The organism is Aurantiacibacter flavus, from assembly GCF_039710615.1.
Lineage (GTDB): Bacteria > Pseudomonadota > Alphaproteobacteria > Sphingomonadales > Sphingomonadaceae > Alteraurantiacibacter > Alteraurantiacibacter flavus.
The window spans coordinates 1-19,252 of record NZ_JBDLBR010000001.1; the positions used below are offsets into that span (position 1 = coordinate 1).

At 60.9% G+C, this 19,252-nt stretch carries 14 protein-coding genes; 7 read left to right on the forward strand and 7 right to left on the reverse strand.

The annotated features are described in order from the left end of the window. Positions 1-515: 515 nt before the first annotated feature. Positions 516-3,374 carry a TonB-dependent receptor gene (locus tag ABDJ38_RS00005; protein WP_346783018.1) on the reverse strand — a complete coding sequence of 953 codons (2,859 nt, stop codon included), beginning with the start codon at positions 3,372-3,374 and terminating at the stop codon, positions 516-518. 310 nt (positions 3,375-3,684) lie between these two features. Between ABDJ38_RS00005 and ABDJ38_RS00010 the strand changes: the two genes are divergently transcribed. Next, positions 3,685-5,235, forward strand: a complete 1,551-nt coding sequence (locus ABDJ38_RS00010; protein WP_346783019.1) for an alpha-N-arabinofuranosidase — start codon at positions 3,685-3,687, stop codon at positions 5,233-5,235. Between the two features lie 88 nt (positions 5,236-5,323). On the opposite strand, the gene ABDJ38_RS00015 is transcribed toward ABDJ38_RS00010, so the two are convergent. The 4 genes from ABDJ38_RS00015 to ABDJ38_RS00030 all read right to left on the reverse strand — a co-directional run bounded on the left by ABDJ38_RS00015 (position 5,324) and on the right by ABDJ38_RS00030 (position 10,267). Continuing rightward, a complete protein-coding gene (locus tag ABDJ38_RS00015; protein WP_346783020.1) occupies positions 5,324-6,265 on the reverse strand; it encodes a Gfo/Idh/MocA family protein in 942 nt (313 codons plus the stop codon). Then, entirely contained in the window at positions 6,262-7,260 is a 999-nt protein-coding gene (gene araD1, locus ABDJ38_RS00020; protein ID WP_346783021.1) for an AraD1 family protein, read from the reverse strand. The genes ABDJ38_RS00015 and araD1 overlap by 4 nt, the downstream gene beginning before the upstream one ends. Positions 7,261-7,298: 38 nt before the next feature. Next, positions 7,299-8,828, reverse strand: a complete 1,530-nt coding sequence (locus ABDJ38_RS00025) for an aldehyde dehydrogenase (NADP(+)) (RefSeq protein WP_346783022.1) — start codon at positions 8,826-8,828, stop codon at positions 7,299-7,301. A 119-nt stretch (positions 8,829-8,947) separates the two neighbouring features. Next, positions 8,948-10,267 (reverse strand): sugar MFS transporter, encoded by a 1,320-nt coding sequence (locus tag ABDJ38_RS00030; RefSeq protein WP_346783023.1) that lies wholly within the window; start codon positions 10,265-10,267, stop codon positions 8,948-8,950. A 131-nt stretch (positions 10,268-10,398) separates the two neighbouring features. On the opposite strand from ABDJ38_RS00030, the gene ABDJ38_RS00035 reads away from it, so the two are divergent. Further along, positions 10,399-11,544 carry an aldose epimerase family protein gene (locus tag ABDJ38_RS00035; protein WP_346783024.1) on the forward strand — a complete coding sequence of 382 codons (1,146 nt, stop codon included), beginning with the start codon at positions 10,399-10,401 and terminating at the stop codon, positions 11,542-11,544. Positions 11,545-11,549: 5 nt separating this feature from the next. Further along, positions 11,550-13,349, forward strand: a complete 1,800-nt coding sequence (locus tag ABDJ38_RS00040; RefSeq protein WP_346783025.1) for an IlvD/Edd family dehydratase — start codon at positions 11,550-11,552, stop codon at positions 13,347-13,349. Between the two features lie 24 nt (positions 13,350-13,373). On the opposite strand, the gene ABDJ38_RS00045 is transcribed toward ABDJ38_RS00040, so the two are convergent. Then, a complete protein-coding gene (locus ABDJ38_RS00045) occupies positions 13,374-14,117 on the reverse strand; it encodes a FadR/GntR family transcriptional regulator (RefSeq protein ID WP_346783026.1) in 744 nt (247 codons plus the stop codon). A gap of 137 nt (positions 14,118-14,254) precedes the next feature. Here ABDJ38_RS00045 and ABDJ38_RS00050 point away from each other — a divergent pair, with 137 nt between their 5' ends. Both ABDJ38_RS00050 and ABDJ38_RS00055 read left to right on the forward strand, forming a co-directional pair. Further along, on the forward strand, positions 14,255-15,283 hold the full coding sequence (locus ABDJ38_RS00050) for an arabinan endo-1,5-alpha-L-arabinosidase (protein WP_346783027.1): 1,029 nt from the start codon (positions 14,255-14,257) through the stop codon (positions 15,281-15,283). Further along, on the forward strand, positions 15,280-16,356 hold the full coding sequence (locus tag ABDJ38_RS00055) for a glycoside hydrolase family 43 protein (protein WP_346783028.1): 1,077 nt from the start codon (positions 15,280-15,282) through the stop codon (positions 16,354-16,356). Before ABDJ38_RS00050 ends, ABDJ38_RS00055 begins: the two co-directional genes overlap by 4 nt. Here ABDJ38_RS00055 and ABDJ38_RS00060 read toward each other — a convergent pair. Continuing rightward, positions 16,347-17,393 carry a family 43 glycosylhydrolase gene (locus ABDJ38_RS00060; protein ID WP_346783029.1) on the reverse strand — a complete coding sequence of 349 codons (1,047 nt, stop codon included), beginning with the start codon at positions 17,391-17,393 and terminating at the stop codon, positions 16,347-16,349. The genes ABDJ38_RS00055 and ABDJ38_RS00060 overlap by 10 nt on opposite strands. A gap of 290 nt (positions 17,394-17,683) precedes the next feature. Between ABDJ38_RS00060 and ABDJ38_RS00065 the strand changes: the two genes are divergently transcribed. Beyond that, entirely contained in the window at positions 17,684-18,616 is a 933-nt protein-coding gene (locus ABDJ38_RS00065) for a 2-dehydro-3-deoxygalactonokinase (protein WP_346783030.1), read from the forward strand. Then, positions 18,613-19,251 (forward strand): 2-dehydro-3-deoxy-6-phosphogalactonate aldolase, encoded by a 639-nt coding sequence (locus tag ABDJ38_RS00070; RefSeq protein ID WP_346783031.1) that lies wholly within the window; start codon positions 18,613-18,615, stop codon positions 19,249-19,251. The genes ABDJ38_RS00065 and ABDJ38_RS00070 overlap by 4 nt, the downstream gene beginning before the upstream one ends. Position 19,252: the final 1 nt, after the last annotated feature.

Here is a 19,252-nt window from a genome sequence, read left to right on the forward strand (position 1 = left end):
ACAGCGCGATCGGGAATATCCCCCCGATCATGCTGGCAAACTCAGCCGGTGTGACCAGCCCACCGGATCTGGGAAAGGCGGAAAACTCTAGGCCAGAGCGGTCCAAGGTTGGGTAGCAGTGCACATCAGGGCCGGACTCTAATCCAACTTGGAGGAAAATCAGGGGGCACGTCACTGGCTATTCTGACGCAGGTCTACGATCTTTCGAACAAGCAATTCACGCAGGAATTGCGCAATTCGGCCGCAATCGGGGATCGGTGTATTTTGACGGTGGACGGCTTCTACTACAAAGCGGACGACCTGCTGGCAAACCGTACCAACATTCCCACGGTGCTGTTCGACTTCCTGAGCAACGTTCCTGTCGAGACGACGAGCAAGTCTCTCTTCGCACTGATCACGCGTCTCTCGCAGCTGTTAATGGGGAGCGTTTTGCGACCCGATGGCTCTGGTTGCTTTGTGATGTTCGCAGCAGGGGTGGCGGGCCGGCATGACGCCAGCCCGCCTGGGAGAGCTCGTCAGTTAAAGTTGTACCGCACGCCGATGGCGAAGGTGCGAGCGAGCAGGGTGTTGCCTTGGTTGAACTCGTCCGGCCCGCCGAACTCGCCGAAGCGGTAATAGCTCTGCTGCAGTTCCTTTGTCAGGTTTACCGCATCGAAGGTGACGCCCAAACGATCGGTCAGATTGTAATTGAGCTGGAAGTCCAGGCTCCGCTCCGGTCGACGCCAGATCCCGAGCGGATTCGCGAACTGTCTCGTCTCATTGGCGTTGAGAAAGTTCTTGCGCCAGACGTAGGACAGCCGGAAGCCCAAGGGGCCACGATCATAGGCCGCCGTAACATTGTAAGACGTGTCGGAAACGCCGAAGAAGTCGCTCTCGTTCTGGTCGACAATTTCTCCGGTCTCGTCCACGACAGGGATGTTCTGACTGCTATCGAGGAGCGTCAGACTTCCAGTCACACCCAGACCATTCAGGATTCCAGGAAGATCGGGGAAGTAGGTAAGGCCTAACTCAAGGCCCTCCAGTACGCCATTGGAGGCATTCTCCGGCCTTGTCACTGCAAACTGATCGGTATTGAGGCCGGTGCCCGGTATGGTCAGCAACGCGGGCAGCGTTACCACCAGCCCATCCACTTCGCGCCTGAAAACGGTGGCGTAGATGGCGCTGTCGCGCTTGAAATACCATTCGAGCGAAAGATCGTAGTTGGTTGACCGGGTTGGCTCGAGATCGGGATTGCCACCGGTGCCGCTGCCGTACCCGACATTGGTCAGGTCTCCCGTGAGCTGGTAGTAGGGATTCAGATCCCCGAATTCCGGCCGGCGCAAAGTTCGGCCGAAATTGAACCTGAGCCTCAGCTTGCTCGTCAGGTCCGCAATAGCGGTAACGGACGGAAGCAGCTCGCTGGCTTCGGCCTCACCGGTTTCGATCGTTCCGGTCAGGCGATCAGTAAAGGTAAGATCGGTCTGGACATCGACATACCGCAGACCACCCTGAACGAACAGGCGGACATCGCCGATATACTGCTCCATATCGACTTCGCCGTACAGGGACAGGGTGGTTTCGGTGATGTCGAACACCCGGGTCTGCGTGAGCTCGTCCGACAGCAGGATGCCCGGGTCGACGCTATCCCGGTACAATTGCCGGACCAAGTCGGTATTCTCCGCCAGCCAGTCTCCGCTGATGTTGATCCACGACATTGGCACATTTGCGCGACCGTTGAAGAAGTCGTCGCTGATGAAATAGGATTCCCCCGGAAGATTGGTCAGCGGCTGGCCGAGTACGGGCGCATCCTGCTCGCGGATGGTGTCGGCAGCACCGCGCTTGTCGTATCGGAAGCCCGTCCGGATCGTCTTCAGCCAGCTATCTTCGAACTCGTACGCCGCATCGGTCTGCCAAGTGATCGCATCACCCTGAGATGTTGAGGCGTTGTCGTAGAATTCGCCGACGGTCCAGGCTGAGGGATCATAGAGCAATGCGTTGTCGTCGAAGCTCCACGCCGGCACGCCGTCGTCCGCATTGAAATCGACCGTGATTTGCGGGGCGACGCGAGTGAGGCGGGTGGCCACGAACTGGGTTTCGAATTTGCTCCACTGGTACGAAAGGTCCGTCGTCACGCTGAGGTTGTCGCCGATCTTCCAGTCGGCGTTGAACGCGCCGACATAGCTGTCGGTCTTGTTGTCCGAGAAGTCGCCGCTCTGGAAACCGAAGACATCGCCGACCACGCGGTCGGAGATGATGTTCGTTCCTTCGTAGAGATTGAAGGTCGAACCCGGGTCGGACCCGAGCGAACCCCACCAGTCGACGAAGGTGAAATGCAGGTTGTTGAAGGTGTTCGACCGAAAGCCGTTGTAGAGGAATTCCGCCGTATAGGTGCTCGATGAGTTGGGAGCCCATTGAAGAGCGGCATTGATCGCAGGCCGTTCACGCTCACCATACACATCCGGCGCGAAGTTGGCGTCGCGCGCGAGGTAGTACGGGGTTTCGATCTCGTTGAGATTGAAGGTAGATCCGGCTTCGTAGGGAAGGCCGGTTTCCAGGCCAGGAGTCCATGCGCCCGTTTCGGGGAACACCCGCTCAAGCGGCGTAAAGCCTGTTCCGGATGGCGGATTCTCCGTCACGAAAGGGACAAGCGCACCGGAGAAAATGCTCATGTCCCGGTAATCCGCTTTCGAATAGCTGCCCGCGATCAACACGCCTATGTCGCCAATGCCGGTTTCCCACCGGTTGCTCAGCAGAACGCTGACGTTCGGATTAAAGGTATCCGCCGCCTCGTTGTAAACGCCGCGCGCGTTTGCAGAGAGCGCGAAACCGTCGAAATCGAGCGGGCGGCGGGTGATCACGTCTACCTGTCCCGCAAGGCCGGTTTCGATCTGAGTGGCCGAACGCGTCTTGTACACGTCGATTCGCTTGACGAGGTTGGCGGGGATGTCGGCCGGAGCGAAGGCGGTGCCCGACGCGGTGAATATCTTCCGCCCGTTGAACGTCGTTAGGGCATCGGTGAGGCCGCGAATGGTAAGCCCGTTCGTCTCGCCGGAACCGCGATCGGTCACTTGCACGCCGGTGAGGCGCTGCAGTGCTTCGACCACGTTGTTATCCGGCAACTTGCCGATGTCTTCCGCCACGATCGAATCGACCACCTGCGGAGATTCGCGCCGCACGTCGATCGCTTCCGAGAGCGCAGCCCGAATACCTGTCACAACAATCGTGTCGGAAGTTTCGCGCCCCGCCGGGGTGCCTGCGGCTCCTTGCGGGCCACTCTCTTCCGGCACGGGGTCTGGCCGGGAGCCGGTCGTCTGGGCTGCTGCAGGGTTGGCCAGACAGCCCAGCGCGAGAGCAAAGACCGACACGCCTGCGAGTGTACGCGGGTTACTTTTCATCCCAAGAATCCTCCCATGGATCATTATGCTTCAGCATTTATCAGACAAGTTATAACTGCCTGTGCCGCGATAGGCAATAGCCGTAATTATTTATAATAACACACTGAATTAAAATGTTAAATAGCCATGTAGTTGAGTGATTCAACTAATTTGCAAAGAGGGATTCGCTTTTGCGTACTGCTTGCATATATACATTAAGTCTGATTAATGTGGTCCGCTGCGGCGGAACGCTGCACGCCGATGTATGACCATCGCGCAGGTTAGCTATAGAGCTGGGGCCAGCTGTCGGCCTTGGTAACGGGAGATCGTAATGGTTGGAAAACTGAGAGGTGCGGCGTTGGTCGTCGCAGGGGCCATTAGCCTTGGCGCGCCATGCGTCATGGCGCAGCAAACGGTCCAGGATGCGAGGGTCGAAGTGGATTTCGATTCGGCGGCCCCCCGGATCGAGCCGGAAGTCCAAGGCCATTTCGCGGAGCATTTGGGGCGGGGCATTTACGAAGGTGTCTGGGTCGGCGAGGACTCCGCCATTCCCAATACCGACGGGTTCCGCAACGATGTGCTGGCAGCCCTGCAACGGCTCGAGATTCCCGTCGTCCGCTGGCCCGGCGGTTGTTTCGCCGATGAATACGACTGGCGCGACGGTATCGGGCCGCGCGAGGAACGTCCGGCCCGGATCAACACGCATTGGGGGTGGGTGATCGAGGATAATGCGTTCGGCACGCATGAATTCCTCAACTATTCGGAAGCCTTGGGAGCGAAGCCCTATGTGGCCGGGAACATGGGCTCTCTGCCAGCCATCGAGATGGGCCGTTGGCTTGAATACATGACCGGCGATCTGCCCACCGAACTGGCCGAGATGCGCCGCGCCAATGGGCGGGAAGAGCCATGGGACGTTCCCTATTTCGGTGTCGGCAACGAAAGCTGGGGCTGCGGCGGCAATATGCGCCCGCAATATTCGGCCGACCTGCATCGTCGCTATTCGACCTTCCTCAAGGCGCCGCCCGGAAAGTCGGTGGTGAAGGTCGCGACCGGAGCGAACATCGACGATTACGACTTCACCGAAGCGCTGATGCGCGATGCTCGCCACACGATGGATGCCGTGAGCATCCACTACTACACTTTCCCGGGCAGCTGGGAGGACAAGGGCCCTGCCACCGGGTTTGGGCGCGACCAGTGGGCCAGCACCCTAAAACATGCGCTGCGGATGGATGAGCTCGTCACCAATCACGTCGCCATCATGGATCGCTACGATCCGGAAGGCCGGGTCGCCCTCTATGTGGACGAATGGGGCACCTGGTATGATTCCGAACCGGGATCGACACCGGGCTTCCTCTATCAGCAGAACTCGCTTCGCGACGCCCATGTCGCGGCGCTGACGCTGAACATTTTCCACCGTCATACCCGGCGGGTGAAGATGGCCAACATCGCGCAGATGGTGAACGTGCTGCAAGCCTCGATCCTCACGGATGGAGAGCAGATGCTGCTGACGCCGACCTACCACGTGCTCGAAATGTACAAGCCGTTCCGCAACGCGGTGCCGCTCGATACGCAGGTCGAGACACCGCGCTACGTCGAAGGCGAATACGAGCTTCCGCTCGTCGATGTTTCAGTCGCGCGTGGTGCGGATGGCAAGCTGGTCGTTTCGCTGGTCAACCTCAGTCCTGAAACTCCGGCACGCGTCGCCACCAACCTTGAGGGTTCGGCAACCGGACGGATCATCACTGGGCCGGCGATGGATACGCACAACACCTTCGACAATCCCGAAACGATCCGCCCTGCCGCCTATTCGGCCGAAGAGGATGGAGGACGTCTGGTGTTCGACCTTCCGGCCAAGTCGGTCGTGGTCGTTACCATCGACTGATAATGCCGATAGAAGAGGGGCCCGGGAACTATACGCTCCCGGGCCCTTTTTTGTGCGTAACTCGTTTTTGAGGCTTGGCCGAGCTTCCCTATTCGTGGAATTCGTCGACAACCTCGAAGCTTGCGCACAGGAAGGCGTCGGCCACCAGCCGCAAGGGCGACACATCGACCTCGGACACCTCGGCCCGGATCATCGCCCCGAACTTGCGATAGATCGACGGGTATTCGCCGCGCAGTTCGCTGGCGTCCTCGGCCACTTCTGCCTTGTCGAGCGACAGAACCGCACCGCCGCTGCCGAGCTTGAGCACGCCCGCGTCGGTCTGGACCTCGATATCCCAGTGCTGCGGACCTTCCTGACGGAAATCGAGGTCCATCTCCACAGGTACGTCCAGCCGGTCGCGCAAGGAGACCTGCGCCGCGATCGGCGCGCTGAGGTTGGCAGGGATAGCCAGGCTCGACTTCACCACGAACAGCGGGTGCGGCAAGATATGCGTGATGATCGAAAGGGCATTGATACCCGGATCGAACACGCCGAAGCCTCCCGGCTGCCAGATCCAGTCCTGCCCCGGATGCCAGACGCGCACGTCTTCGCGCCAAGTGACCTTGGCGCCAACAATCTTGCGGTTCGCGAGCCACTTGCGCGCCGGTTCGACGCCGGCCGCATAGCGCGAATGCCAGGCTGTAAACAGCGTGCGCTCGCGGTCCTTGGCCGTTTCACGCAGCGCGACAACCTCTGCGAGCGTTGCCCCGGGAGGCTTTTCGAGCAGTGTATGCCATCCCCGTTCGAGCGCGAACTGGGCAATATCGTGGCGAACCTGAGGCGGCGTGCAGATGGCCACGGCGTCGATCTCCAGATCGCTCGCGGCGAGGTCTTCAACCGAGCCGAAGAAGGGCACACCTTGCTCGGCCTGTCCCCGGCGGTCCACCATTGCGGCAAGCTCGAAGTACTTGGAATCGGCGATGGCGGGCAGGTGCTGATCGTGCGCGATCTTGCCCATGCCGATGACGGCGAGTCTGAACGGAGCGGTCACAGGATGCGAAGCTCCTGCCAGCTGGCGGCTTCCTGCTGCAGCTCGTTGCGCAGGGGCAAAGTAAAGGGCTCTGCGCCGATCTCGAACAGGTCGCCAGGCTGCGTGCGAACTTCGTCGGAGAAGGAAAGCGTCGCCGTCCCGAAGAAGTGAACGTGGATGTCCCCTGGGCGCCGGAAGGCAGCATATTTGAAATGATGCGCTTCGAGATTGGCGATGGTGTGAGACATGTTGTCTTCGCCAGTCAGGAAGGGCTTCTCCCAGATGCATTGGCCGTCGCGCAGGATGCGGCTAGTGCCGCGGATATCGCTCGGCGGCTCACCAAGCAGAAGCTCTGCGCCGAGCGATGCGGGCCGAAGCTTGGAATGGGCGAGCCAGAGATAGTTGTGGCGCTCGGTCACGTGGTCGCTGAACTCGTTGGCGAGGACGATGCCGAGACGGCAGGGCTGGCCGTCGTCGCCGATCATGTAGATGCCGGCGAGTTCCGGCTCTTCGCTGCCATCTTGTGCGAAGTGCGGCGAGGTTAGCGGTTCGCGTGGGCCGACCAGCGACTGGCCGTCACCCTTGTAGAACCACTCGGGCTGCTGGCCGAACTGCCCTGCGGCTGGCTTGCCGCCTTCGAGCCCCTCCTGGAACATCCGCATCGAATCGGTAAGCTGTTCGGCTTCGGACAATTGCCGGTGCATCTTGTCGCGACCTTCGGCAGAACCGAGGTGGGTCAGCCCCGTGCCGGTGAGAAGGATCCGGGCACTGTCAGGATGGTCGATTGCGGTGAGCAGGCGCCCCTCGGCATAAAGAGTCTCGATGTCCGCCTCTTCATCCGAGAGGTTCGCCTGCGCGAGAGCAAGCAGGGTTTGCCCCTGCTTCGCCGCCGTGGCTGCAAGGTCGCGCGTCGTTGCGGCCTGCGCGACGAAATGCGCCTTATCGCCTTGCGCCAGGATCACCCGGCGTTCGCCGTCCTGCCCGCAGTATTGCAGCAACCTTGCCTGCCTCACCATTTACCCTCCTTCATGTTTGATAATGGCCCGTGGCGAGCCTATTTCGGTTCGCCGTCCACCAGATTCGGGACCTTCGCACTCTCGCGCAGTTCGGGCGGGAGCAGTTCGGCAGGAATGTCCTGATAGCAGACGGGGCGCAGGAATCGCTCGATCGCCATTGTGCCGACCGAGGTCGTGCGCCCGTCCGAGGTGGCGGGATAAGGCCCGCCGTGAACCATAGCGTGCGAGACCTCGACGCCGGTCGGCCAGCCATTTGCAAGAATCCGGCCGCAGGTCTGCTCGAGGATCGGCAGCAGCTCGCCAGCGGCTTCACGGTCGCCTTCGTCCATGTGCAGGGTGGCGGTAAGTTGGCCTTCCATCGCCTTGAGGATGGCCTTCATCTCGTCGCGACCGGAACAGCGCACGATCAGCGAGGCTGCGCCGAACACCTCTTCCAGCAGGCTCGCGTCGGCGAGGACCGCGCTGGCCGGCACGGCGAAGAGCTCGGCCGCTTCGCAGGTCTTGCCGTTGCCGACCTGGCCCGTGGCAAGCTTTTCCACCTTATCCTTGCTGCCGAGCACGCCCTTGCCTTGGGCATAGGCGTCGCGGATGCCGGTCGTCAGCATCGTCTGGGCGGGCTGATCGCCCATGGCCGCGATCGCCGCCTTCTCGAAAGCGGCGAGACCTTCGCCCTCGAGTGCGAGAACCAGCCCGGGATTGGTGCAGAACTGCCCGGCACCCATCGTCAGCGAGCCGACGAATGCTTCGCCAAGCGCAGATCCGCGCGCGGCAAGCGCCTGTTCAAACAGGATGACCGGGTTCACGCTCGACATTTCGGCAAAGACCGGGATTGGAACGGGGCGTTGCTGCGCGATTTCCAGCAGGGCAAGGCCGCCCCCGCGCGAACCGGTAAAGCCAACAGCGGCGATGTGCGGATTGCGCACCAGTGCCGAGCCAAGCTCGTTGCCCGGCCCCTGCAGGTGGCCGAATACGCCTTCGGGCATGCCGCAGGTCTTTGCCGCCTTGAGGATTGCGCCTGCCACCATGCTGTCAGTGCCAGGATGGGCGGGATGGCCCTTCACCACGACAGGGCAACCTGCGGCAAGCGCGGAGGCGGTGTCACCTCCGGCGGTCGAGAAAGCTAGCGGGAAGTTCGATGCCCCGAATACGGCGACGGGGCCAAGCGGCACCATGCGCAAGCGAAGATCAGGGCGGGGAAGGGGGGTGCGATCAGGCATGGCCGGGTCGATTCGCACACCGCGCCAGCGGTCCGACCGCACGACCTGCGCGAACAGGCGAAGCTGGTTTACCGTCCGCCCGCGTTCGCCGGTGAGGCGCGCCAAGGGAAGGCCGGTTTCCTTGCTGGCCCGTTCAAGCAACTCGTCACCCAGCGCCATGATTTCATCGCCGATCGCCTCGAGGAAGGCGGCGCGATCCTCGGAAGAAGTCGCCCGGTAGGCCGCAAAAGCCTGTGCCGCTGCCTTGCATGCCTCGTCGACATCCGACGCAGTGCTAACCGGGAAATCCGGGCCGATCTCTTCACCGGTCGACGCGTCATGCCCGCGGAAGGCTTCGGAATTGGCCTGCATCTTGTCGCTCCTCGTTAAATAAGTCAGACAATTGCTCTAGACAGGGATAGTCCGGAGTTCAAGGCCAGCGTCGATGGTCAGGGCAAGCTGAGCGTTATTCGCGCCGCAGCCTAGGTGGATCACTGCCGATCGGTCGCCAGCGGAACATCGGCCTCGGGCGCTGTGGGCTTGGAGCCGTAAAGCGCGTACCACAGGACGTAGATCTCGCAGGCGACGATCATCCAGAAGCTGTTCTGCAAGCCGTACATGTCCGCCAGCAACCCCTGGATTGCCACCAGCGCGCCGCCTGCAATGGCCGTGATCAGCAGGCCGGAGCCTTCCTCGGTCAGCGGGCCGAGCCCCTTGATGCCGAGCGCGAAGATCGCGGGGAACATGATCGAATGGCCCAGCCCGACGAGTATCAGGCTCCACATGGCAACCGGTCCCTCCAGCGTGGAGGCGCCGATCATCACCAGCAGTGCAAAGCCGGCAAAGGCTGCCAGCACACGGTTGGCGCGGAACCGCTTCATCAGGAAGCTGCCCGCAAATCGTCCCACCATCATGCCGCCCCAAAGCAGCACAAGGTAATTCGCGGCCGAAGCCGGGGTAATTCCGGCGATTTCGGGCAGGATGGCGAAGTTAATAAATAGGTTGGCAACGCCGATTTCGGCGATGAGGTAGATGAAGATCGCCGGAATGCCGTAAATCAGGTTTTTGTGCTTCCACAGCGAGAGCTGCTTGCGCTGTTCCCGGTTGGCCTTGCGTGTGCTTTCCCCGAGTTGCGGCAGGTCCGAGCGCCAGATAACGAAGGCGATCACGATCAGCACGATAGCGACGATGAGATAGGGCAGTTCGGTCGCCTGGGCATCGGCAATCCTGTCCGCCATCGAGAGTTCGGCGCCTTCTAGCGACGTGCCTCCCACGGTGCGACTGAGGATCAGATAGCCGCCGAAATAAGGCGCGAAGAAGGTGCCCATGGAGTTGAACGCCTGCACCAGGGTGAGGCGCGATTCCGAGCTTTCCGCAGGGCCGATCACAGCCACGTACGGGTTGGCGGCAACCTGCAGCAAGGTGATACCGCTGGCGATCACAAACAGGGCGATGAGCGTAATCGGATAGGAAATCGCCGCCGCAGCGCCGATCATTCCGAATGCCCCGAGCGCCATCGCTCCCAACCCGAGGATCAGGGCGTTTTTGTAGCCAATACGCTCGATCAGGAAAGCGGAGGGCATACCCATCACGCCATAGGCGATGAACCAGACCGACTCGATCAGGGTGGTCTGGAAATAGCTCAGTTCGAACACGCTGCGAAGGTGCGGGAGCAGGGTGTTGTTGATGACAGTGATGAAGCCCCACATGAAAAAGAGGCTGGCAAGCAGAGCAAGCGCCTTACCGTATTTCTGCGGTTGTTGTGCACCACCTGCCTGTGCGGTGTCGCTGAACGTTGAGGGCCCTGCCATGTAACTCTCCCCTGTGACCACTGCCATCCAGCGGCTAAATTGGTCGTTGCCAATAATCCTTATGTCTGACTATATGCACCGCAGGCGACGGTCAACTGGCATCGAAGCAAGGATTTCGGGGGAAGGCACATATGACAAAAGGGCACTGGATCGGTCTGATGGCGGGCGCCTCTGCAATCGCCCCTGTGAGTGGAGCTTCGGCTGCGACGGCCGAAAGGTCGGTGTTTGGCGAAATGCCAGATGGCGAATTGGTCGAAGCTGTAACGCTTGCTGGCGAGAATGGGGTAAGCGTCAAGGTGATTACGCTTGGCGCGACTATCCAGTCGTTCAATGTTCCGGATCGTGATGGCGAGGTCGCCGACATCACCATCGGTTACGATACGGTAGAGGACTATCTCGAACGTCCCAATTACTGGGGGCAGACGATTGGGCGCTATGCCAATCGATTTGCCCAAGGCCGCTTTTCGCTAGATGGAAAGACCTATCAGGTTTCCCAGAACGATGGTGAGAACACGCTGCATGGTGGCGCGGACGGGTTCGACAAGCGCAACTGGACGCTCGAATCGATCGAGGATGGGGAGCGCGCGACTGCCGTTCTCACCTTGCGCAGCGCTGATGGGGATCAGGGTTATCCCGGCAACCTCGATGTCCGGGTTGTCTATTCGCTCGACGAGCACGGCGCGCTGACAATAGACTTTTCCGCCACGACCGACGCACCCACGATTGTGAACCTCACAAATCATGCGCTGTTCAATCTTGGCGGTAACGGCTGGCCTTATGGAACCTACGATCAACGGCTCACCATCCCGGCCAGCCGTTTCACGCCGGTTGATGGCGGGCTGATCCCCACAGGCGAACTGCGCTCTGTTGAGGGGACTGTGCTGGATTTCCGGTCGGGCCGGATGCTCTCTGACGGTATTCGGCACGGACAGGACGAACAAATCGCCCTCGGACGGGGATGGGATCACAATTGGGTTCTCGACAAAGGGCGTACGACGCAGCCCGAGCTCGCGGCCCGGGTTGAGCACGATTTGTCCGGTCGGGTGCTCGAAGTCCTGACGACCGAACCGGGCGTTCAGTTCTATTCCGGCAACTTCCTTGATGGCACGCTGGCGGGCAAGGGTGGCGTGCTTTATCGGATGGGCGACGGTATAGCGCTGGAGCCGCAAATGTTTCCCGACACGCCGAACAAGCCCGAGTTTGGCTCTGCACGACTGGATCCTGGCGAGACTTACCGCCACACTATGATCTATCGCGTCTCAATCAAGAATAACTAAGAGCGATGACCAAACAGAAAAGTGACGGCAAGCTGCGAAGCAGGGCGTGGTTCGACAATCCGCATAACCCGGATATGACCGCCCTGTACCTTGAGCGGTACATGAATTTCGGGCTGTCGCTAGAAGAACTGCAAAGCGGCAAGCCGATTATCGGAATTGCCCAATCGGGCAGTGATCTCAGCCCATGCAATCGGCACCACCTGGTGTTGGCGGAGCGGCTGCGCGAAGGCATTCGCGAAGCGGGTGGGATCGCAATCGAGTTTCCCGTTCATCCAATCCAGGAAACGGGCAAGCGCCCGACCGCGGGGCTTGACCGCAACCTCGCCTATCTCGGTCTGGTGGAAACGATCTATGGCTATCCGATCGATGGCGTGATCCTGACGATCGGGTGCGACAAGACCACACCTTCGCAACTGATGGCGGCTGCTACAGTCGATATCCCTGCCATCGCCCTCTCGGTAGGGCCGATGCTGAACGGCTATTTCAAGGGCGAGCGCACCGGATCGGGGACGATTGTCTGGAAAGCGCGCGAGTTGCTCGCGTCGGGCGAGATTGGCTACCAGGACTTCATCAAGCTGGTGGCCAGTTCGGCCCCCTCGACCGGCTATTGCAACACCATGGGCACGGCAACTACGATGAATTCGCTGACCGAGGCCCTGGGCATGGCTCTGCCAGGTTCGGCCGCCATTCCTGCCCCCTATCGAGACCGGCAGGAAAACGCCTATCTCACAGGTAAGCGGATCGTGGAGATGGTCGCCGAGGACTTGAAGCCCTCTGACGTGCTGACCCGCGAAGCGTTCGAGAATGCGATCCGCGTGAACAGCGCGATCGGCGGGTCGACCAATGCGCCCATCCATCTTGCCGCGATCGCTCGCCATATCGGCGTCCCGCTTGATATCAGTGAATGGGAAACGCTCGGACACGATATCCCGCTGCTTGTGAACCTCCAGCCTGCCGGCGAGTATCTCGGCGAGGATTATTATCGCGCCGGCGGGGTGCCGGCCGTGGCGGCGCAATTGCTGGAAAACGGGCTGCTCGCAGCCGATGCGCTCACGGTGAACGGCAAGACCATCGGAGAAAATTGCGCTGGCGTTGCCATCGAAGACGAGAAGGTCATCCGGCCATTTTGCCGCCCATTGATGGAGCGAGCCGGATTTGTCGTGCTTTCCGGCAACCTGTTCGATTCCGCGATAATGAAAACCAGTGTGATCTCGGCGGAGTTCCGCAAGCGCTATTTGTCGAGCCCTGACGATCCCGAAGCCTTCGAAGGCCGTGCGGTGGTGTTCGATGGTCCGGAAGAATACCACGAGAGGATCGACGATCCTGCCTTGCAGATCACCGAGGAAACGATCCTGTTCATCCGCGGCGCGGGACCGATCGGCTATCCCGGCTCGGCGGAAGTGGTGAACATGCGCCCACCGGCTTATCTTCTGGAAGAAGGCGTGCACTCCTTGCCTTGCGTGGGCGATGGTCGCCAGTCGGGAACCAGCGCCAGCCCGTCTATCCTCAACGCCAGCCCCGAAGCTGCGGCCAATGGCGGGCTTGCCCTCCTGCGTACCGGCGATCGGATTCGCATCGACTTGCGCAAGCGCCGTGCCGACATGCTCGTGTCGGAGGAAGAGCTGGCTGAACGCCGTCAGCAGTTGGAAGCGAATGGCGGCTATGACTATCCAGAAAGCCAGACACCGTGGCAGGAAATCCAGCGTGGGCTGGTCGGCGACATGGCTTCGGGCGCCATTCTGGAAGGCTCGGAAAAGTACCAGCGCATCGCGAAGACCAAGGGCATCCCCCGCGACAGCCATTAGTCCGGGGCGCAAGCCCCGTACGTTCTACACTTCGTCCTGCAGGGCGGCTTCGGTCTCGCGCTCGGCAATGCCAATCAGCGACATCGCGGCCTCCCGCGCGGCCTCGCCGTCGCCCTGTGCGATCGCGTCGAACAGTGCGCGATGTTCTTCGATGGGGTCCCGCGGCTTCTTGTCGCTGCGGAACTTGAAATAAGTGGTCCAGCGTACTGCTGCGCCAATGCTCGCAGACAGGTTGACCAGCAATTCGTTGTCCGATGCCTCCAGGATCGCGGCGTGAAAGGCCTGATCGGCCATCTGGCCTTCGGAGGTATGTAAAGTGTGCCTCGCCATCTCTTCGAGCGCATGCCCCATACTGGCGAGATGGCGCCCTGTTTTCTTGCGTGCGGCAAGTTCGGCCGCGGCTGGTTCAACGATCATGCGCAGTTCGAAAAGACTCTTTACGAACTTTGGCGAAGGCGCGGCATCGAACATCCATTGCAGGACCACCGGATCGAGCAGGTGCCAGTGCTCGCGTGGCAGCACCCTGGTGCCAATCTTGGGCTTGCTCTCGATCAGGCCGCGCGTTGCGAGAGCGCGCATCGCTTCGCGAACCACGCTGCGGGAGACGCCGAACTGCGCAGCCAGTTCCACTTCGCCAGGAAGAATGGCGCCCGGTTCGCTGCGTCCGGTAACAATCGCGGTGCCGAGGTCGCGTGCAATCTTCGAATGCGAAAACTCGCTTCGCGTCTTTCGTCTGGGTTCTGCCTTGGTGGCCATTGTATTCTCCATCCGGAGACCTTCCTAGCAGTCTAGCGATCAGGAGCAATGCATTGCCGTGATTGCACTTTACGATTAACATTGTATTGTCGGACAAATATACAGTCGATTGAGGGCTTCGGTAAGCGCCGCAAAGGGAGATGTGCCGGATGGGTAAGCCTGTGCAATTGCTGGCGATAGGACTTCTTGCAAGTTCGTGCGGCGCCGACGGAGGCCCGTTCAGCGCCGCGCCGCCTGTGGCGGAGGAAGTGCCCGGTCCGCCCGCACTGGCGACAATTCACGACCCGGTACTGATCGCCGAAGACGGCGCTTTCTATCTCTATTCCACCGGCAGCCCGGACCACAGCCCGTTGCGCGCCCATCGTTCGCGTGATCTTGCCAACTGGACCGATCTTGCGCCCCCCTTCGCGCTTCCTGAGTGGACGAGACAGGCTGTACCGGGCTCGCGCGGTGCCTGGGCGCCGGATATCTCGCGTTATGACGAAGGCTTCCGGCTTTACTATTCCGTGTCGACGTTCGGTTCGCAGGTTTCGGCCATCGGTCTGGCAACTTCCCCGACGCTGGACCCATCCGCGAACGATTACGGCTGGACCGACCAAGGTCCTGTCATCACTTCTGCCGTGGGTGACGATTACAATGCCATCGACCCCAACCTTGTGGTCGATCGCGAAGGGCGGGCCTGGCTTTCTTTCGGTAGTTTCTGGGGCGGGTTGATGCTGGTCGAACTCGATCCGGAGAGCGGTTTGCCGAAAGAGGGAGCGCAAGTTACCAATATCGCGCGCCGGCCGCAGGATCCCGAAAACGCGATCGAGGCGCCGTTCATCTTCGAACGCGAAGGCTGGTACTACCTGCTCGCTTCGTTCGATCGCTGCTGCCGCGGGGCCGACAGCACTTACAAGACCGTCATCGGACGATCGCGCGACATCCGCGGCCCTTATGTCGACCGGACCGGTCGCGCCATGCTCGATGGCGGCGGAACCGTCATCGCATCGGCTCAGGCCGCAGATCGCTTCCAGGGGCCGGGCCATCCCGGTCACTTCCGCGATGCCGAAGGCCGCGATATCCTCGTTTTCCACGCCTACGACACTGCCGCCGAGGGGCGGCCGACCCTGCGCATTGGCGAACTGCTGTGGGACGCCGGGTGGCCCGAACTCAAAATGCTGGAGCCTTCTGAATGACCTTCCCCCAAGTCGACCGTCGTATGATCCTGCGCGCCTCGATCCTAGCGGCCGCTACGTCTGTAACCCCCGGCGCGCTTCGTGCCGCCACTACCTGCGAGACCGAATCCGTGCTTAACCCGATCATCTTCCAACGCGCCGATCCGCATATCCTCCGGCATGGTGACGATACATACTTCTTCACCGCCTCGGTGCCGGAATATGACCGGATCATCCTGCGGCGCGCTTCTACCATCGGTGGGCTTGGTAAGGCAGAGGAGCGGACGCTCTGGCGGCGACCCGAAGAAGGCGTGATGGCCGGCCATATCTGGGCGCCGGAAATTCACCGCATCGACGGGCGTTGGCTGATCTATTTCGCAGCCGGCAACAGCGACGACGTGTTCCACATTCGCACTTATGTGCTCGCCTGTGCGGGCGAGGATCCCATGGCGGACGATTGGTCGGTGCTCGGCCAACTAGAAACGCCGTGGGATACGTTCAATCTCGATGCCACCAGTTTTCATCATTGCGGCGTCGACTACCTGTGTTGGGCGCAGCGCGAACCGGGCATCGAAACCAATTCAAACCTCTACCTCGCGCCGCTCGCTTCGCCCACCACCTTCGCGGCGCCCCCGGCGAGGCTAACAGTGCCGACGTTGGATTGGGAAATACAGGGATTCAAGGTCAACGAAGGCGCGGCTTTCCTTGCCCATGGCGACAAGGTGTTCCTGACCTATTCGGCCAGCGCGACCGACGATCGTTATGCGATGGGCCTGCTGTGGGCACCCGCCGATGCGGACCTGATGGACCCGGCAAGCTGGACCAAGTCGCAGCAACCCGTGTTCACGAGCGCCCCCGAGCGCTGCATATTCGGCCCAGGGCACAACAGCTTCACGACCGACGAATGTGGGCGCGACGTACTGGTCTACCACGCGCGGGACTATCAGGATATCGAGGGCGACCCATTGTACGATCCCAACCGGCACGCCAGGGTGCAACGCTTCGGCTATGACAGCGATGGTTTCCCGGTCTTCGGTCAACCGGTCAGGAGCGGCCCTCTCAGGCAAGACGAGCCGCTGTTTTCTCAGTCCTGAAACGGCGTCCCTTGGGCACAGGGCGGGAGCGATACCCCCTCGACCGTCTGTACCACCGGCTCAAGGCCATCCGCCTCGTCATATAGCAGGTGCTCCACCGCCACCGAACGCCGGAACTCGGAACCCTCGACACCGTCGATAGACAGCACTCCGTTGTGATAGAACAGGTACCATTGGCCTTTAAACTTCTCGATCCCGGCATGGATCGTGAAGCTGTTCTTGGCCGCGCCGGTCAGTTCCCCTCGGTAGGTCCACGGCCCGGCCATCGAGGGGGCGGTGGCATAGGATAAGTGTTCGGCATCCTGTTCGCCTTCAACAAAGGATGCATAGGTCAGATAATAAAGGTTCCCCCGCCGGTGCAGCCATGGCCCTTCAAGGAAGTTGGTGAGGTGGAGTTCCTGAACCTCGCCTTCCAGTTCGGTCATGTTCGGTGCAAGCCGCGCGAGGTAGAGGTTGGAATTGCCCCAGGCCATCCATGCCGTGCCCTCTTCATCGACTAGCACCGTCGGGTCGATGTCGCTCCACGCACGCCAGGTCTCCGGATTGTCCCGAACGAGGGCCGAGCCGCGCGCGTCGCGGCAAGGGCCGACCGGGGTGTCGCAGACGGCTACGCCAATCGCCTTGCCGGGGTGGCTGTCATCGTGTTCGACGGTGGTGTAGAAATAGAACCGGCCCTCGCGCTCCACCATCTGCGATGCCCAGGCCTCGCCTTCCGACCACGCAAAATCGGTTGGCCGCATCAGAACGCCGTGGTCGGTCCAGCTCTTCATGTCCTTGGTCGAGTAGACAACCCATTCGTCGATCCGGAAGCCATCGTCGCCTTCGTCATGGCCGACGTAAAGATAGAGAGTGTCGTCTACGGTTAGCGGGGCGGGGTCCGCCGTAAAACGGTTGCGGATGATGGGATTATCCGTGGCCGCTGCGGCTTCATTATGAGTTGCGCGAGTGGAGCTTGTCTCGGAAACCGGCTGCCCGGTGGCGGCTGCGGCGCCAGCCAGAAGCCATGCGAGCAGGAGGGCATTGGCTGATCGTGCCATAAATATCATCCTCTTCTGCTCGGAAGCTAAATTGTCCGACAAAACTGTCAAGCACATGCAGTGCAAGTGACGCATTTTTCTTCACTGTTTGGAATGGATGAAGCATTTCTGCCTCATTGAAGGGGCAAGGTGGCCACTCTTTACAACTACGATTAGTCATATAATATGCTAAATCGTTGAAGGCATAGGTGGCGATATCAAGCCGATCAGGCCGTTATCCGGGGGATATGAAAGGGTATGTCGTTCGTAGCGAGCTGTGAACGTGCGACAGCCGGAAGGTGCCGATCGTGGTGAAGCAGTTTATCGCAGGCCTCTGGGGCACCACCCAACTCCAGTTGTTCCGAATTGTCGACGGCAGCGTAGCAGACACCTGTCGGGGCCCTGGCGTATCCCAGATGGCAGGGCAGGAGTTCGAAGCGGTTTTGCTCGATCTATTGAAGGATTGGGCGGGGGCTGAGGGTAGGATCGAGGTTTTGCTGGCGGGGATGGTTGGCTCCTCGATCGGATGGTGTGAGGTGGAATATGTCCCCTGTCCATCGCGCGCATCGAATGTCCTCGGCAGCAGTGTGTCGGTTCCGCTCGGCAAAGGGTCTGCCCGAATTCTGGGCGGCATGGCGTGCACCAACGTCTTGGGCGAACCCGACGTAATGCGCGGCGAAGAGATCGAATTGATCGGGCTCGAAGCCATGACCTCGGCAAGTAAGGCCGGGCGGTCGCTCGTCTGTATTCCAGGTACGCATACGAAGTGGGTGCTGCTGGAAGACGGTGTGGTCGAAAGCTTCCTGTCAAGCGTCACCGGCGAAATGTTCGCTGGCCTCATTAAATCAGGGGTTTTGGCTTCCGGGCAGGGCGCAACTTTTGACCGCGAGGTGTTTGTTGCAGCCGTTGGCGATGCGTACCGTGAAGGAGCTTCGCTTGTACATCTGCTTTTCTCTGCCAGGTCGCGCGTCGCCTCTGGCAAGATGCTTGCAAGCCATTCCGCAGACCGCCTGTCTGGTTTGCTCATCGGCGCTGACGTTGCCGGCGCCGTGCGTAGCCTGGAGCTTTCGCCAGCGGACCATGCCGAGGTCGCAGTCATCGCGATGCCTGCAATCGGGAAACGCTACGTAGCCGCACTCGAAGAACTCGGTTTCGGCGCCAGGTTCGTCGCCAGCCAGGATGCAGCCGTGGCCGGCTTCACCGAGGCATTCCGTTCTCTCAGCATAGATAGGGCAAGCCAATGAGCCTGACTTTGGAAGACGCGCTGGCCAAGGTGCCTGTTATCGCAATCCTGCGCGGAATAAAGCCGCACGAGGCCCCCGCAATTGGCAGCGCCTTGGTCGATGCGGGCATCTTGGCGATGGAGGTCACGTTCAACTCACCGGACCCGCTCGGCTCGGTAAGAGCACTTTGCAAGACGCTTTCCGGTCGCGCGGTTATCGGCGTCGGGACCGTTCTTTCCGAGCAGGAAGTTCGCGCCTCCAATAAGGCCGGTGCACGATTTGTTGTCAGCCCGAACATGGACCCCCGCGTCATCGGCTGTAGCTGCGACCTCGGGATGAAGCCCTTGCCCGGTGTGGCTACTGCCACCGAAGCCTTTGCCGCCATTGAGGCGGGTGCGACTGCCCTGAAGCTGTTTCCTGCCGCGACCTATGGCCCCAGACATCTGAAGGCCCTGAAAGATGTGCTTCCGGCAGAGGTAAAAGTGTTTGCCGTAGGCGGCGTCGGCGAACCGAACATTTCGCAATGGATGGAGGCGGGGGCATCCGGGTTCGGGATCGGCAGCAGTCTCTACAGCGCGGGGCGCACGGCGGAAGAGGTCGGCGCGAAAGCCCGCAAGCTCGCCGAATTCTTCCATGGCGCCGACAACAGGGTTTGAG

Bases quoted from the DNA above. Each gene is read 5' to 3' on its own strand.
- ABDJ38_RS00005 (WP_346783018.1), bottom strand. From the start codon at position 3,374: ATGAAAAGTAACCCGCGTACACTCGCAGGCGTGTCGGTCTTTGCTCTC.
- ABDJ38_RS00035 (WP_346783024.1), top strand. From the start codon at position 10,399: ATGACAAAAGGGCACTGGATCGGTCTGATGGCGGGCGCCTCTGCAATC.
- ABDJ38_RS00025 (WP_346783022.1), bottom strand. From the start codon at position 8,828: ATGCAGGCCAATTCCGAAGCCTTCCGCGGGCATGACGCGTCGACCGGT.
- araD1 (WP_346783021.1), bottom strand. From the start codon at position 7,260: ATGGTGAGGCAGGCAAGGTTGCTGCAATACTGCGGGCAGGACGGCGAA.
- ABDJ38_RS00050 (WP_346783027.1), top strand. From the start codon at position 14,255: ATGGGTAAGCCTGTGCAATTGCTGGCGATAGGACTTCTTGCAAGTTCG.
- ABDJ38_RS00040 (WP_346783025.1), top strand. From the start codon at position 11,550: ATGACCAAACAGAAAAGTGACGGCAAGCTGCGAAGCAGGGCGTGGTTC.
- ABDJ38_RS00060 (WP_346783029.1), bottom strand. From the start codon at position 17,393: ATGGCACGATCAGCCAATGCCCTCCTGCTCGCATGGCTTCTGGCTGGC.
- ABDJ38_RS00030 (WP_346783023.1), bottom strand. From the start codon at position 10,267: ATGGCAGGGCCCTCAACGTTCAGCGACACCGCACAGGCAGGTGGTGCA.
- ABDJ38_RS00070 (WP_346783031.1), top strand. From the start codon at position 18,613: ATGAGCCTGACTTTGGAAGACGCGCTGGCCAAGGTGCCTGTTATCGCA.
- ABDJ38_RS00045 (WP_346783026.1), bottom strand. From the start codon at position 14,117: ATGGAGAATACAATGGCCACCAAGGCAGAACCCAGACGAAAGACGCGA.
- ABDJ38_RS00010 (WP_346783019.1), top strand. From the start codon at position 3,685: ATGGTTGGAAAACTGAGAGGTGCGGCGTTGGTCGTCGCAGGGGCCATT.
- ABDJ38_RS00055 (WP_346783028.1), top strand. From the start codon at position 15,280: ATGACCTTCCCCCAAGTCGACCGTCGTATGATCCTGCGCGCCTCGATC.